Annotated in this window: 14 protein-coding genes; 6 read left to right on the top strand and 8 right to left on the bottom strand. The window is 65.8% G+C overall.

Annotated features, from left to right (window positions below; genetic code table 11):
• Positions 1 to 37: 37 nt before the first annotated feature.
• Positions 38 to 1,216 (bottom strand): radical SAM family heme chaperone HemW, encoded by a 1,179-nt coding sequence (gene hemW, locus G6N36_RS00680; RefSeq protein ID WP_163684114.1) that lies wholly within the window; start codon positions 1,214 to 1,216, stop codon positions 38 to 40.
• Between hemW and G6N36_RS30290 the strand changes: the two genes are divergently transcribed.
• From G6N36_RS30290 to G6N36_RS00655, 6 genes are all read left to right on the top strand, one after another.
• On the top strand, positions 1,215 to 1,406 hold the full coding sequence (locus tag G6N36_RS30290; protein ID WP_372512378.1) for an Ms4527A family Cys-rich leader peptide: 192 nt from the start codon (positions 1,215 to 1,217) through the stop codon (positions 1,404 to 1,406). The two genes, hemW and G6N36_RS30290, sit on opposite strands and share 2 nt — an antisense overlap.
• A gap of 105 nt (positions 1,407 to 1,511) precedes the next feature.
• Entirely contained in the window at positions 1,512 to 3,191 is a 1,680-nt protein-coding gene (locus G6N36_RS00675) for a nitrite/sulfite reductase (RefSeq protein ID WP_163684112.1), read from the top strand.
• Complete coding sequence (locus tag G6N36_RS00670; protein ID WP_163684110.1) at positions 3,188 to 3,892, top strand: phosphoadenylyl-sulfate reductase; 705 nt, start codon at positions 3,188 to 3,190, stop codon at positions 3,890 to 3,892. The genes G6N36_RS00675 and G6N36_RS00670 overlap by 4 nt, the downstream gene beginning before the upstream one ends.
• The gene (locus G6N36_RS00665) at positions 3,871 to 4,617 is read left to right on the top strand and encodes a sirohydrochlorin chelatase (RefSeq protein WP_163684108.1); all 747 of its coding nucleotides are present in this window, start codon (positions 3,871 to 3,873) and stop codon (positions 4,615 to 4,617) included. Before G6N36_RS00670 ends, G6N36_RS00665 begins: the two co-directional genes overlap by 22 nt.
• Before the next feature lie 130 nt (positions 4,618 to 4,747).
• Positions 4,748 to 6,202, top strand: a complete 1,455-nt coding sequence (locus G6N36_RS00660) for an aldehyde dehydrogenase family protein (protein ID WP_163690282.1) — start codon at positions 4,748 to 4,750, stop codon at positions 6,200 to 6,202.
• 69 nt (positions 6,203 to 6,271) lie between these two features.
• Positions 6,272 to 7,273, top strand: coding sequence for a LacI family DNA-binding transcriptional regulator (locus tag G6N36_RS00655; protein WP_163684106.1), 1,002 nt, complete (start codon positions 6,272 to 6,274; stop codon positions 7,271 to 7,273).
• Here G6N36_RS00655 and G6N36_RS00650 read toward each other — a convergent pair whose 3' ends face one another.
• The 7 genes from G6N36_RS00650 to G6N36_RS00625 form a co-directional block, all read right to left on the bottom strand.
• Complete coding sequence (locus G6N36_RS00650) at positions 7,274 to 8,680, bottom strand: aldehyde dehydrogenase family protein (protein WP_163684104.1); 1,407 nt, start codon at positions 8,678 to 8,680, stop codon at positions 7,274 to 7,276. It abuts the gene before it with no gap.
• 141 nt (positions 8,681 to 8,821) lie between these two features.
• Entirely contained in the window at positions 8,822 to 9,883 is a 1,062-nt protein-coding gene (locus G6N36_RS00645) for a sulfate/molybdate ABC transporter ATP-binding protein (RefSeq protein ID WP_163684101.1), read from the bottom strand.
• An 18-nt stretch (positions 9,884 to 9,901) separates the two neighbouring features.
• A complete protein-coding gene (gene cysW, locus G6N36_RS00640; protein ID WP_163684099.1) occupies positions 9,902 to 10,714 on the bottom strand; it encodes a sulfate ABC transporter permease subunit CysW in 813 nt (270 codons plus the stop codon).
• On the bottom strand, positions 10,711 to 11,589 hold the full coding sequence (gene cysT / locus G6N36_RS00635) for a sulfate ABC transporter permease subunit CysT (RefSeq protein WP_163684097.1): 879 nt from the start codon (positions 11,587 to 11,589) through the stop codon (positions 10,711 to 10,713). Before cysT ends, cysW begins: the two co-directional genes overlap by 4 nt.
• A complete protein-coding gene (locus tag G6N36_RS00630) occupies positions 11,586 to 12,608 on the bottom strand; it encodes a sulfate ABC transporter substrate-binding protein (protein ID WP_163690281.1) in 1,023 nt (340 codons plus the stop codon). Before G6N36_RS00630 ends, cysT begins: the two co-directional genes overlap by 4 nt.
• Positions 12,609 to 12,731: 123 nt before the next feature.
• Complete coding sequence (locus G6N36_RS30285; protein WP_372512377.1) at positions 12,732 to 12,824, bottom strand: Ms4533A family Cys-rich leader peptide; 93 nt, start codon at positions 12,822 to 12,824, stop codon at positions 12,732 to 12,734.
• Between the two features lie 139 nt (positions 12,825 to 12,963).
• On the bottom strand, positions 12,964 to 13,164 hold the full coding sequence (locus tag G6N36_RS00625; protein ID WP_083125268.1) for a hypothetical protein: 201 nt from the start codon (positions 13,162 to 13,164) through the stop codon (positions 12,964 to 12,966).
• Positions 13,165 to 13,186 lie beyond the last annotated feature (22 nt).

The raw sequence follows: 13,186 nt of genomic DNA, 5'->3' as shown, positions 1-13,186 counted from the left end.
CAACACAACGGATTACCACCGCAGAATCGTTCAATCGTCAGTCAAGCAGAGAGCGGACCACCGCGTCGGCCAACAGGCGACCCGGGTCCGTGAGGATCAAATGGTCGCCGTTGCGGATCAGCAGCCCGTCCTCGATCACAGTCTGGGCCCGATGCCGTTCGGCCTCATTCAGGGCCGCCATCGGCAGGCCGTCGCGCAACCGCACCCGCAGCATGACGTCCTCGGTGTGCCGCGCGCCCGCGTCGAGCCGCTCGAAATCTGCCACCGGCAACGTCCCCTCGGCGAGCGTCTGCGCATAAGGGTTGGGATGCTTGACATTCCACCACCGGGTGGTGCCGACGTAACCGTGCGCACCGGGTCCGGCACCCCACCATTCGCCACCGTTCCAGTAGCCGACGTTGTGCCGGCACTCGCCGCCGGGCAAGCACCAGTTCGAAACCTCGTACCAACCCAGACCCGCCTCCGACAACCGCGCGTCGATCAACTCGTATCGATGCGCGAGCTCGTCGTTGTCGGGTGGACGAACCTCGGCGCGGCGAACCCGGCGGGCCAGCGCCGTACCGTCCTCGACCACCAGCGCGTAGGCGGACACGTGGTCGACCTCCGCCTCGACGGCGGCGTCGACCGAGCGCAGCAGGTCGTCGTCGGTCTCCCCCGGTGTGCCGTAGATCAGGTCAAGGTTGACGTGCTCGAAACCCGCCGCGCGCGCGTCGCGCGCCGCTTCCAGAGCCCGCCCCGGCGAGTGCACCCGGTCCAGCACCGCCAGGACGTGCGGTGCCACCGACTGCATGCCCAGCGACACCCGGGTGAAGCCGGCCGCCCGCAGGTGCTCGAACAGCTGGGGTGAGGTCGACTCGGGGTTCGCCTCCGTCGTGATTTCGGCCTCATTGGCGAGCGTGAAATGCGCGCGGATCGCGTCCAGCACCGACGCCAGACCGGGGCCACCGAGCAGTGACGGGGTGCCGCCGCCGACGAAGACGGTGTCGACGACGGGAGTGGAGCCCAGCCGATCGGCGGCCATTGCCAGCTCCGCACGCAGCGCCGCCAGCCAGCTGTCGGGATTCGTTCCGCCCAGCTCCGCTGGGGTATAGGTGTTGAAGTCGCAGTAACCGCAGCGGGCGGCGCAGAACGGAACATGGACGTAGACGCCGAACGGACGGCCCGGCGTCAGCGCCAGATCGGGCAGCTCGCGCACGCCTGCCGTCGGGACTGTCATGCACCCAGTTTCCCAGATAGCGCCTTTTGCTCACGGTGAGCGCAAATCTGGCCCGGTTAGGGCCTTTGTCGGTGTTCGTGGCACAATTGGCAACGTGAAGTCCGGCCGCATCTTCCCCCACCGCGTATCGCTGGTGGTGCGGCGTCACGTCGACTTCAAGCGCGTCTGTACCTGTTGTTGTCTGCCCTGACGCGCTGACCTGCCCACCTGTACTTACAGCTGGCCGCCGGATCTGCGCCGCCGGTCAGCCCACCGGTGAGACGCGCGGTCCGGCTCCACGAAGGAGCCAAACCACATGACAACAGCCGAATCAAAGTCCAAGCCTGTCAAGCGCCCGCGTGGCGAGGGTCAGTGGGCGCTCGGATACCGCGAGCCGCTCAACCCGAACGAACAGTCCAAGAAGGACGACAACCCGCTCAACGTGCGGGCGCGTATCGAGAGCATCTACGCCAAGAACGGCTTCGAGTCGATCGACAAGGGTGACCTGCGTGGCCGTTTCCGGTGGTGGGGTCTGTACACCCAGCGCAAGCCGGGCTATGACGGCACCTGGACCGGTGACGAGAACACCGACATGCTCGAGGACGAGTACTTCATGCTGCGCGTCCGCAGCGACGGCGGTGCCCTGACCGCGGCCGCGCTGCGCACGCTGGGCGGCATCTCCACCGAGTTCGCGCGCGACACCGCCGACATCTCCGACCGGCAGAACATCCAGTACCACTGGATCGAGGTCGAGAACATGCCCGAGATCTGGCGGCGGCTCGACGAGGTCGGACTCCAGACCACCGAGGCGTGCGGCGACTGCCCTCGCGTCGTTCTCGGCTCGCCGCTGGCCGGCGAGTCCCTAGACGAGGTGATCGACGGAACTCCGGCGATTCACGAGATCGTCGAGCGCTACATCAACAAGCCCGAGTACTCGAACCTGCCGCGCAAGTTCAAGACCGCGATCTCGGGTCTGCAGGATGTCGTGCACGAGGTCAACGACGTGGCGTTCATCGGCGTCGAGCACCCCGAACACGGACCCGGCTTCGACCTGTGGGTCGGCGGCGGCCTGTCCACCAACCCGATGCTCGGCCAGCGGGTCGGTGCCTGGGTTCCACTCGACGAGGTGCCCGACGTGTGGGAGGGCGTGGTCAGCGTCTTCCGCGACTACGGATACCGACGGCTGCGGTCCAAGGCCCGGCTGAAGTTCCTGATCAAGGACTGGGGCGTGGAGAAGTTCCGTCAGGTGCTCGAAGACGAGTATCTGAAGCGCAAGCTGATAGACGGGCCCGCGCCGATCCCGGTCACCCGCCCGATCGACCACGTCGGCGTGCAGAAGCTGAAGAACGGCTTGAACGCCGTCGGCGTCGCACCGATCGCGGGCCGCGTTTCGGGCACCATCCTGACCAAGGTGGCCGATCTGGCCGAGGCCGCGGGCAGCGACCGGATCCGGTTCACGCCGTATCAGAAGCTGATCATTCTCGACGTCCCCGACGACAAGCTCGACGAGCTGCGTGACGGCCTGGACGCGCTGGGCCTGCCGGCGCAGCCGTCACACTGGCGGCGCAACCTCATGGCCTGCACGGGCATCGAGTTCTGCAAGCTGAGCTTCGCCGAGACCCGCAGCCGTTCGCAGGTGCTGGTTCCGGAGCTGGAAAAACGGCTCGAGGACATCAACGCCCAGCTCGACGTGCCGATCACCGTCAACATCAACGGCTGCCCGAACTCGTGCGCGCGCATCCAGGTGGCCGACATCGGGTTCAAGGGCCAGATGGTCGACGACGGCGATGGTCCCGAGGAGGGTTTCCAGGTCCACCTCGGGGGAAGTCTCGGCCTGGACAGCGGGTTCGGCCGCAAGTTGCGCCAGCACAAGGTGCTCTCGACCGAGCTGGCTGACTACATCGAACGGGTCGTTCGCAACTTCGTGAAACATCGCGAGGCCGGCGAGCGTTTCGCTACGTGGGCGGTACGAGCAGACGAGGCGGATTTGCGATGACGGATCTTTTGAATGAGGTCGACCTGATCGCGTTGGCAGAACGCGGCGCGGCGGAACTCGAGGGTGCGAACGCCGACGAACTGCTGCGCTGGACCGACGAGAACTTCGGCGGCAACTACGTCGTCGCGTCGAACATGCAGGACGCCGTCCTCGTCGATATGGCCGCGAAGGTACGACCGGGCGTCGACGTGCTGTTCCTCGATACCGGTTACCACTTCGTCGAGACCATCGGCACCCGTGACGCGGTCGAGGCGGTCTATGACATCAACGTCGTCAACGTCACGCCGGAGAACAGTGTCGCCAAGCAGGACGAGTTGTTCGGCAAGGATCTGTTCGCCCGCGAGCCCAGTGAGTGCTGCCGGATGCGCAAGGTCGAGCCGCTGTCCAAGGCGTTGCGCGGATACTCGGCATGGGTTACCGGCATCCGCCGCGTCGAGGCGCCTACGCGTGCCAACGCGCCACTTATCAGCTGGGACAAGGCTTTCGGATTGGTGAAGATCAACCCGATCGCGGCGTGGTCCGACGAGGACATGCAGGCGTACATCGACGCCAACGATGTGCTCGTCAACCCCCTGGTTTTCGAGGGCTATCCGTCGATCGGCTGCGCACCGTGCACCGCGAAGCCCGTCGAGGGCGCCGATCCGCGCAGCGGTCGCTGGGCGGGCCAGACGAAGACGGAATGCGGACTGCACGCGTCGTGACGGTTCCGGCTCCCATCGGCCGCCCGACACTCGTCCTGGCGGCACACGGCAGCGTCGACCCGCGGTCGGCCGCGGTGACGCATGCCGTTGCGGGCCGCATCCGGCGGCTGCGGCCCTGGCTCGACGTGCGGGCCGCGTTCCTGGAGAAGACCGACCCGAACCTGCGTGACGTGCTGACCGGCCTTCCCGATGGCGTCGTGGTGCCGTTCCTGCTGGCCGACGCGTATCACGCGCGGGTCGACATCCCGGAGATGATCGAGCAGTCGAAGGCGCGGGTCGACCAGGCCGAGGTGCTCGGGGAGGATCCCGCCCTGCTCTCCGTGTTGCGGCAGCGGCTGTCCGAGACCGGGGTGTCGCCGGACGAGGAGGGCCTTGGTGTTGTGGTCGCGGCCGTCGGATCGTCCAACGAGGCAGCCAACGCGCGAACCGGGGACGTGGCGTGTGCGCTCAGCGCCGGAACCCGTTGGGCCGGTGCCGAAGTCGCGTTCGCAACCGGACCACGGCCGAACGTCGCCGACGCGGTGGAGCGGCTGCGTGCCCGCGGCGCCCGGAATCTTGTGATCGCCCCGTGGTTCCTGGCGCACGGCATCATCACGGACCGCGTGGCGGCCTATGCGGCAGCTCACGGCATTCCGATGGCCGAGCCGTTGGGCTCACACAACCTGGTCGCCGCCACGGTGCTCGACCGTTTCGACGCGATGAGCGTCGTCTCCGCCGCCGCCTGACCGTAGCCGGTCATCGCATCCACTCGCGCCTGCCTTGACCCTCGCGTCGCGACCGTGCTAAGCAGTTGCTCAGCATGGTGGGCGACGCGCTCCCCGTGGGCGACGAGAAAGGTCAACGATGACATCGACGGTGACACTGCAGACGGTTCTGGACGAACTCACCGCACGGCCGGGCACGGGTGAGAAGATCTCGGTCATCAACCCGGTGACCGAAGAGCAGATCGTCGAGTTCACCGACTGCGGCGCGGAGGCCGTCGATGAGGCCGTCGCGCGCGCAAAGGCCTCGTTCGAGGCGGGCGTGTGGTCGGAGTTGCCCGGACGCGCGCGGGCCAAGATCATGTGGAAGATCGCCGATCTCATCGACGAGCACGCCGACGAGATCGCTCACCTGGATTCGCTCAACACCGGCATGCCGCTGATGCAGGCGACGCTGGGTCTACCCAACTGCGCCGAGTTCTTCCGCTACTACGCCGGCTGGTGTTCCAAGATCAGCGGCAACGCGTATGACGTGAAGACCGCGGGAATTGCCACCGACACGTGGGTCGACATGCACACCTACACGCTCAAGGAGCCGTATGGCGTTGTGGGCCTGATCTTTCCGTGGAACGGCCCGATCTTCAACGCATGCGCAAAGCTCGCGCCCGCGCTGGCCGCAGGCTGCAGCATGGTGGTCAAGCCCGCAGAGGAGACGCCGCTGTCGGCGATCCTGCTCAACCGGTTGATCCACGAGGCAGGCGTGCCCGAGGGCGTCGTCAACCTGCTGACCGGCTACGGCCACACCGCAGGTGCGGCTATCACGGCGCACCCTGACGTCGAGAAGGTCGCCTTCACCGGCTCGACCGAGATCGGCAAGGAAATCGTGCGGGCATCGGCGGGCAACCTCAAGAAGGTCATGCTCGAGCTCGGCGGCAAGTCGCCGGTGCTGATCTACGACGACGCGGACCTGGAGAAGGCCATCTTCATGGCGTCGATGGGAATCTTCGTGCACTCCGGTCAGGGCTGTGTGTGCGGCTCGCGCGTATTCGTCCAGCGCGGCGTCTACGACCAGGTACTCGAAGGCATCTCCAACATGGCCAACTTCGTCAAGCTCGGCGGACCTGACGAGGAGGGATGCATGAGCGGGCCGCTGATCAGTCAGAAGCAGCTGACGCGCGTCATGGGTTACATCGACGAGGGCAAGTCCGAGGGTGCCGATGTCGTGACCGGCGGTCATCGCCTGGACCGCAAGGGTTACTTCGTGCACCCGACCGTCCTGACCAACGTCAACCGTGACATGAGGCTGTACCAGGAGGAGATCTTCGGACCCGTGGTCACGGTCCTGCCGTTCGAGGACGACGACGAGGCCGTCGCGATGGCCAACGACACGACGTACGGCCTGGCGGCCACCGCGTGGACCAACAACCTCAGCCGCGCGCATCGGCTCGGCAAGCGGTTGCAGGCCGGAACCGTAACGATCAACTGCCAGTTGGTATTCGACCACGCGGTGCCGTTCGGCGGGTACCGGCAGTCCGGGTGGGGACACGAGTTCGGCCAGGAAGGTATCGACGCCTACCTGAAGACGAAGTCGGTCTGGGCACAGCTCTGACACCGATGCGGCGGTGACCACGCCGCGGACTATGTGCGTGCCCCGGCACCGAACATGCCACGATGTGGCATGGCCGGTCCCCGGGGCGCAGCAGCCGGCGAAACGCGACTGCCCAGGCCCACCAACGCTGACGTCGCACGTCTGGCGAACGTGTCGACGGCCACGGTGAGTTACGTCCTGAACGACGTCGAAGGGCACCGTATTTCCGAGCGGACCCGCAACGCCGTGATCCGCGCCGCCCAGCAGCTGGGTTACCGGCCGAACCTGGCCGCCCGCAATCTGGCGCGGGGTAAGAGCGGGGCGGTGCTCTACGTGGTGCCCCGTATCGCCGTCGGCGACATGCCACTGCAGGCGGGCAGCCGGATGACGGCCGATCTGGCACGCGCAGGGCTGCTGCAGATTCAGATCTTCGAAACCGAGGACGACCGCAACATCGTCGACGCGATCGAGAACATCGATCCCGTTGCCGTCACAAGCCTGTTCCCGCTGCCCGAGCGAGTCGTGCAGGCAATGAAGTCGGCCAACATTCCGCATATCGAGATCGGGACGCTGCCCGCACTGGGCAATCCGCCGGAGTCCGTGGGCGAGATACGAGTTGATCACCTGGTCTCGCGCGGCCATCGCGAAATCGCCTTCGCGCGCGCGGGCGCGAAAAGGTGGCGGGCCCTGGGTGACTACTGGCTGGGCGGGGTCCTGTCGGCGGCCACGGCGAGACAATTGCCTCCCGTCCGCGTCGCCGACGTCACCCATGAGAACGTCGTGGGTGTCGTCACCTCGTGGGTACGCGAGGGCGTCACCGCGGTGTGCGCACAGAGCGACGAGGTGGCGTGCCTGATCCTGTTCGGCGTGCGGGAGGCGGGTTTGACGTGCCCTACCGATTTGGCGGTCATCGGGGTCGACGCCGCACCCATCGGAGCACTGAGCTCGCCACCCCTGACGACGGTCGAGTTCAATCCGAGCGCGGTCGCCGATGTCGCCATCGCGGCGCTGCTCGCCGAACTCGACTATCCCTCGCCACCGCCACCGCAGCCGGCCGATATCACCCGGCTGATCGTGCGCGCCTCGACCTGATCAGAGGCTGATGTAGACCGCCTTGGTGTTGAAGTACTCCTCGATGCCCTTGCGACCGCGCTCGCCGCCCCAGCCCGATTGTTTGTGCCCGCAGATCGGCATCGCCGGATCCGCGCCAAGGGCGCAGTTGACCCAGACCTGTCCTGCGTGAAGCTCGTTCGCGACTCGGTGGGCACGCCCAAGGTTCTCCGTCCAGATGGCGCCGGCCAGTCCGTACTCCGTGTCATTGGCGGCAGCCAGCACCTCCTCCTCCTCGTCGAAGGGGATGACGCAGCCGACCGGTCCGAAGATCTCCTCGCGGATGAGCCGCATATCGGGCGTGGTGTTGGTGATGACCGTCGCCTCGTAGAAGTAGCCCTTGCGGTCCAGGTACTTGCCGCCGGTGACGATCTCGGCACCCTTCGAAACACCCTCTTGCACAATGCCTTCGACACGCTGGCGCTGTTTGTCGCTGATCAGCGGTCCGAGTACCGAGTCGGGGTCCTCGCTGCCTCCCATCGGCAGCATCTTGGCGAATCCGGCGATTCCCTCGACCACCTGGTCGTAGATGCCACGTTGAACGTAGATGCGCGAGGTGCAGGAACAGTTCTGCCCCGATCCGGCGAGCAGTCCAAGGCTCGCGTTCATGATCGCCTTGTCGAGATTGGCGTCCTCGAACATGATCAGGGGCGACTTTCCGCCCAGCTCGAGCGTCAGGCGCTTGAGGTTGCCGGCGGCCGCCTTGACGATCAGCCTGCCGACCTCTGTCGACCCGGTGAACGAGATCTTGTCGACGTCCGGATGCGCGGTGAGCGCCGCACCGGCGGTCTCGCCGTAACCGGTGATGACGTTGAGCACGCCGTCGGGCAGGCCCGCCTCGCGGAAGATCTCCTCCAGCTTCAACGCGGTGAGCGGCGTCTCCTCGGCGGGCTTGAGCACGCAGGAGCAGCCGGCCGCGAGGGCGGGCGCGACCTTGAGCATCGCGACGAAGAACGGCCCGTTCCAGGGGATGATGAGGCCACACACCCCGACCGGTTCGAGCTGGGTGAAGTTGTGAAAGCTCTCGTAGTGACCGAGCAGGCCATCGGATACGACGCTGCTGGACTCGCCATGGATCTTGCCGACCCAGCCCGCGTAGTACAGCAGCATCTCCATCGACACCTTGATGATCTGCTCACCGGCCACCTTGTTCATGCCGTTGTCGCGGCCCTCGAGCAGGGCGAGCTCGTCGGTACGTTCCCTGATGATCTCGGCAGCGCGGAAAAGCACCTCTGCGCGACGCGCGGCGGGCAGCTTGCGCCACACCCCGGATTCGAAGGTCTCTCGCGCCCTGGCGACGGCCGCGTCGACTGTTGCCTGGTCTGAGTCGACGACCTCGAAGATCTGCTCTTCTGTCGAGGGGTTGAACACCGGAATGGTCGTAGTCACTGTCCGTCAAACCTTTCGCCGCGCCCCGGGAACACCGTCGTCCATACCGTGCTTAAGCGCATAACCACGCTAGGTTATGCGCCGAGCAGGTCGATGTCCACCAAGGGGCCGACCGCCGAATCCGGCTTCCGGCGCGCAGGGCTAGGCCGAGGTCAGCGTCTCGTCGTCGTCGTCGGCCGCGTCGGGCTTGGGCACGTCCGTCCCAGCGGGGATCGACGGGATGCGGGTGGCACGGACGTAGACGGTGTCACCCTCCTTGAGCCCGAGCGCCTCGGCATCGCCGCGGGTGATCTGCGCGGTGAACGGTGTTTTGTCCGCGGCACTGGTCAGTTCCACGCGAACTTCGAAGCCGAGCATGACAATTCGGTCGATGACGGCCCGGACCACGCCAGTCGCCTGAATGGAGTCGTCGCTCGACGCGATGGCCATCTCGGGGTTACGCCCCACCCGAATGTCGTGCGGTCGCACCAGACTGCCGTTCAGCGATGACACCGCACCGAGGAACGACATCACAAACGCATTGGCAGGTTCGTCGTAAACCGTGGTGGGAGAACCGACCTGCTCAATGCGGCCCTTGTTCAGCACCGCGATCCGGTCGGCGACGTCCAGTGCCTCGGATTGGTCGTGGGTGACCAGCACAGTCGTGACGTGCACCTCGTCGTGCAGGCGGCGCAGCCATGCGCGCAGGTCTTCGCGCACCTTGGCGTCCAGCGCGCCGAACGGCTCGTCGAGCAGCAGTACCTGCGGGTCGACGGCCAGCGCGCGCGCCAACGCCATGCGCTGGCGCTGCCCACCGGAAAGCTGGTTCGGATAGCGAGTCTGGAATCCGGCGAGACCAACCACCTCGAGAAGGTTGTCCACCTTCTCTTTGATCTCGGCCTTGGACCGCTTCCTGATCTTCAAACCGAAGGCGACGTTGTCCCGCACTGTGAGGTGCTTGAAGGCGGCGTAGTGCTGGAACACGAAGCCGATACCTCGCCGTTGCGGAGGAACCGCCGTCACGTCGCGGCCATTGATGGTGATCGTGCCGGTGTCGGGCAGATCCAGGCCGGCGATGGCACGCAGCAGTGTCGATTTACCCGAGCCGCTGGGGCCGAGCAACGCGGTCAGCGAGCCCGAGGGCACCTCGAAGTCGACGTTGTCCAGCGCTGCGAAGTCGCCGTAGCGTTTGTTGGCGCCCCGCACGGTGATCGCGTTAGTCATGTCAACGTCTCCTCGGGCCTATCTGGTTGTCTTCTCGCGGCGGGCGTCGAGGATCACCTGGGCGATCAGTACGACGATGGCCACCGCCATGAGCAGTGTCGAGATGGCGTACGCCCCGTACTCCGCGCCGCGGGCATGGCGATCGGATACCAGCAGGGTCAGCGTCTGCGAGATGCCGGGCAGGTTCGACGACACCATGACCACCGCGCCGTATTCCCCGAGAGTGCGTGCGACGGTCAGCACGACGCCGTACATCAGACCCCACTTGATCGACGGCAGCGTGATCCGCCAGAACGTCTGCCACCCACTGGAACCCAGCGTCGACGCGGCTTCCTCCTGGTCGGTACCCAACTCGTGCAGCACCGGCTCGACCTCACGGATGACGTACGGGATCGTCACGAAAATGCTGGCGAGCACGATTCCGGCGAAGCCAAAAATGATCTTGATCCCGAAGTCGTTCTCCAGAAAGCCGAACAGACCGGTCGAACCCCACAGCAGGATGAGCGCCACGCCGACCACCACGGGTGACACTGCGAACGGCAAATCGATGACCGCCTGCAGAACGCTCTTGCCGCGGAACTTGTTGCGCGCCAACACCAGCGCGGTCGGCACCCCGAAGACGACGTTGAGCGGCACCACGATCGCGACGACGATCAGCGACAGCTGCAGTGCGGAAATAGCCGCCGGGGTGGTGATCGACTCCAAGAAGGCGCCGACCCCCGGCTCGAACGTCCGCCACAGGATCAGCCCGACCGGCACGACAAGCAGGACCAAGACATACCCGAGCGCCACGCATCGGAGCAGGTACCGCGCGGTGCGGGACAGGATCATGCGGCCAGCTCCTCCCGCTTCGCCGCCCGCGATCCGATGGTGCGCAGAATGAAGAGGACGACGAACGAGATGGCGAGCAGCACAATGGATACCGCTGCGGCGCCGGTGCGGTCGTCGAACTCGATGAGCTGGCGGATGTACTGGGAAGAGACCTCTGTCTCACCTGGGACCGCACCGCCGATGAGCACCACGGAACCGTACTCGCCGATGGCGCGGGAGAACGCCAGGCCCGCTCCGGACAGCAGCGACGGCAGCAGCGCGGGCAGGATCACCAGCCTGAAAATGGTGAAGTTGTCTGCACCCAACGACGCCGCCGCCTCCTCGACCTCACGGTCCAGTTCCAGAAGCACCGGTTGTACCGAACGAACGACGAACGGCAGCGTGACGAACGCCAGCGCGATGCCGATGCCCCAGATGGTCTGCTGGAGCGAGATGCCAACCGGACTACTGGGGCCATACAGGGCCAGCATCACGAGGCTGGCGACGATGGTCGGCAGCGCGAACGGCAGGTCGATGATCGCATCGACGTAGCGCTTTGCGGGGAAGTCGTCACGTGTCAGCACCCACGCGACGATCAACCCGAAGAACAGGTTGACCACCGAGACCGCCAGCGACACCGTCAAGGTGACACGGAACGACTCGAGCGCGCCGTTGGAGGTGATCGCCTGCCAGAACGCGGCCCAGCCGCCGCCTGCGGATTGCCACACGATCGCGGCGAGCGGCAGCAACACAATGACCGACAGCCATGTCGTCGCGACACCGACGCGCAGCCTCGTATTTCCGTGGTGCTTCGTGAAGATGCCGCGAGGCGGCCCGGCTCCACCGTTGCCGGTGGATTTCGGCCGAGTCGCCTCGTCGTCAAGGGCAGCTGTCATCCGGTCGCCTGTTTGTAGATCTTGGTGATCGACCCATTGTCCTTATCGAACAGGGCGGGATCGACGGCATCCCAACCGCCCAGGTCGTCGATCGTCCACAGCTTCTCCGGGGCTGGGAAGTCGATCGAGAATTCCTCGGCGACCGCGGGGTCGACCGGCCGGAAACCGGCCTGCGCCCAGATCCTCTGGGCCTCCGGCGTGTAGAGGAAGTTCTTCAGCGCGTTGGCCTGTTCCTGATGCGGACTCGAGGTCACCACCGCGACCGGGTTCTCGATCTTGAACGTCTGCGGTGGGTTGATGTGTTCGACCGGCTTGCCTTGGCGCTCAATGTGGATGGCTTCGTTCTCGTAGCTGAGCAGGACGTCACCTGTCCCCTGCAAGAACAGGTCGCTGGCCTCGCGACCCGATGACGGCCTGGTCCGGATGTGCTCGCTGACGAGTTTGTTGACGTAATCCAGACCGGCTTGCTGATTTTGACCGCCGTCGCTCTTGGCGGCGTACGGCGCCAGCAGGTTCCACTTGGCAGACCCCGAACTCAGCGGGCTCGGGCTGACGACCTCGAGCCCCGGCTGCAGCAGGTCATCCCAGTCCTTGATATTCCGCGGGTTGCCCTCGCGCACGACGAGAGTGACGACCGAACCGAAAGGTATGCCCTGAGTGGCGTCGGCGTTCCAGTCCTCGGCCACCTTCCCGGCCTTGACGAGGCGTGCGACGTCGGGCTCGACCGAGAAATTCACCAGGTCCGCGGGCTTCCCGTCGGCTACGGCGCGTGACTGGTCACCCGAGGCGCCGTAGGACACGGTGACGGCGGTGTCCGCACCCTCCTGCGTGGCCGCAAACGCAGGAACAATTTTGCTCCAGCCCGGTTCTGGGACCGCGTAGGCGACCACAGTCAGCGTCGTGCCGTCGCCGCCGGTCGCCTCTTCGCCTCCGGGCACGTCGCTGGCTCCTCCGCCGCACGCGCTGAGCACCATCGCGGTGGCTGCCAGCGCAGCAGCATTTCGACCGACCTTGCTCATGTTGGGCACGCGATCACCTTTCCTTGGGGACTGAGGGGAATCCCGCCGCGACGGCAGAGCGATGAATCGGCACCTGGGCGTAGGCCAGCCGCTACCGACACCAAACCGCGGAGGGGTGCAGAGTCAGCGACAACAACAGACATCAGCAACGGCGGTGAAACCCACGGCGATGAGGGCCAAGACATGGCCACTCTTGTTGCCGGACGCCGTACGCATGGCGCGAAGAATAACAGAATCCGTGCAGGCGGCTCAGCAAGGCCTCAGCCGACTTGGCGGGTGATCAGCCACATAACGAGCACCAGCACCATGAGGATGACCAGCACCAACGTCACTCTCGACCTAGGCATGCCACCTCTCATCGCTGGTCCACGTCCTCGTCGTCGTGTTTGACCCGGCGCAGGACCCGTATCCCGTTCCCCAGTGCTCCGTCGAGCACCACGGCGACCCCGTAGGCCAGGGCCAGAACGACCGGCATCACCACCGCGGTTTGAGCGACGAACGGCAGTCCGGACAGCCACAGCTCCACACCGTCCCACCAACTCAGGAAGCCGCCCATGCGGCCAGACTATTCGATGCGA

Source organism: Mycolicibacterium gadium (genome assembly GCF_010728925.1).
GTDB classification, from domain to species: Bacteria; Actinomycetota; Actinomycetes; order Mycobacteriales; family Mycobacteriaceae; genus Mycobacterium; species Mycobacterium gadium.
The sequence above is the reverse complement of the archived record's forward strand: the minus strand, read 5'-3'. Positions and strand labels throughout refer to the sequence as shown.

Bases quoted from the DNA above. Each gene is read 5' to 3' on its own strand.
- G6N36_RS00665 (WP_163684108.1), top strand. From the start codon at position 3,871: ATGCGGACTGCACGCGTCGTGACGGTTCCGGCTCCCATCGGCCGCCCG.
- hemW (WP_163684114.1), bottom strand. From the start codon at position 1,216: ATGACAGTCCCGACGGCAGGCGTGCGCGAGCTGCCCGATCTGGCGCTG.
- cysW (WP_163684099.1), bottom strand. From the start codon at position 10,714: ATGATCCTGTCCCGCACCGCGCGGTACCTGCTCCGATGCGTGGCGCTC.
- G6N36_RS00625 (WP_083125268.1), bottom strand. From the start codon at position 13,164: ATGGGCGGCTTCCTGAGTTGGTGGGACGGTGTGGAGCTGTGGCTGTCC.
- G6N36_RS30285 (WP_372512377.1), bottom strand. From the start codon at position 12,824: ATGCGTACGGCGTCCGGCAACAAGAGTGGCCATGTCTTGGCCCTCATC.
- G6N36_RS30290 (WP_372512378.1), top strand. From the start codon at position 1,215: ATGCACCCAGTTTCCCAGATAGCGCCTTTTGCTCACGGTGAGCGCAAA.
- G6N36_RS00675 (WP_163684112.1), top strand. From the start codon at position 1,512: ATGACAACAGCCGAATCAAAGTCCAAGCCTGTCAAGCGCCCGCGTGGC.
- G6N36_RS00655 (WP_163684106.1), top strand. From the start codon at position 6,272: ATGGCCGGTCCCCGGGGCGCAGCAGCCGGCGAAACGCGACTGCCCAGG.
- G6N36_RS00645 (WP_163684101.1), bottom strand. From the start codon at position 9,883: ATGACTAACGCGATCACCGTGCGGGGCGCCAACAAACGCTACGGCGAC.
- cysT (WP_163684097.1), bottom strand. From the start codon at position 11,589: ATGACAGCTGCCCTTGACGACGAGGCGACTCGGCCGAAATCCACCGGC.
- G6N36_RS00630 (WP_163690281.1), bottom strand. From the start codon at position 12,608: ATGAGCAAGGTCGGTCGAAATGCTGCTGCGCTGGCAGCCACCGCGATG.
- G6N36_RS00670 (WP_163684110.1), top strand. From the start codon at position 3,188: ATGACGGATCTTTTGAATGAGGTCGACCTGATCGCGTTGGCAGAACGC.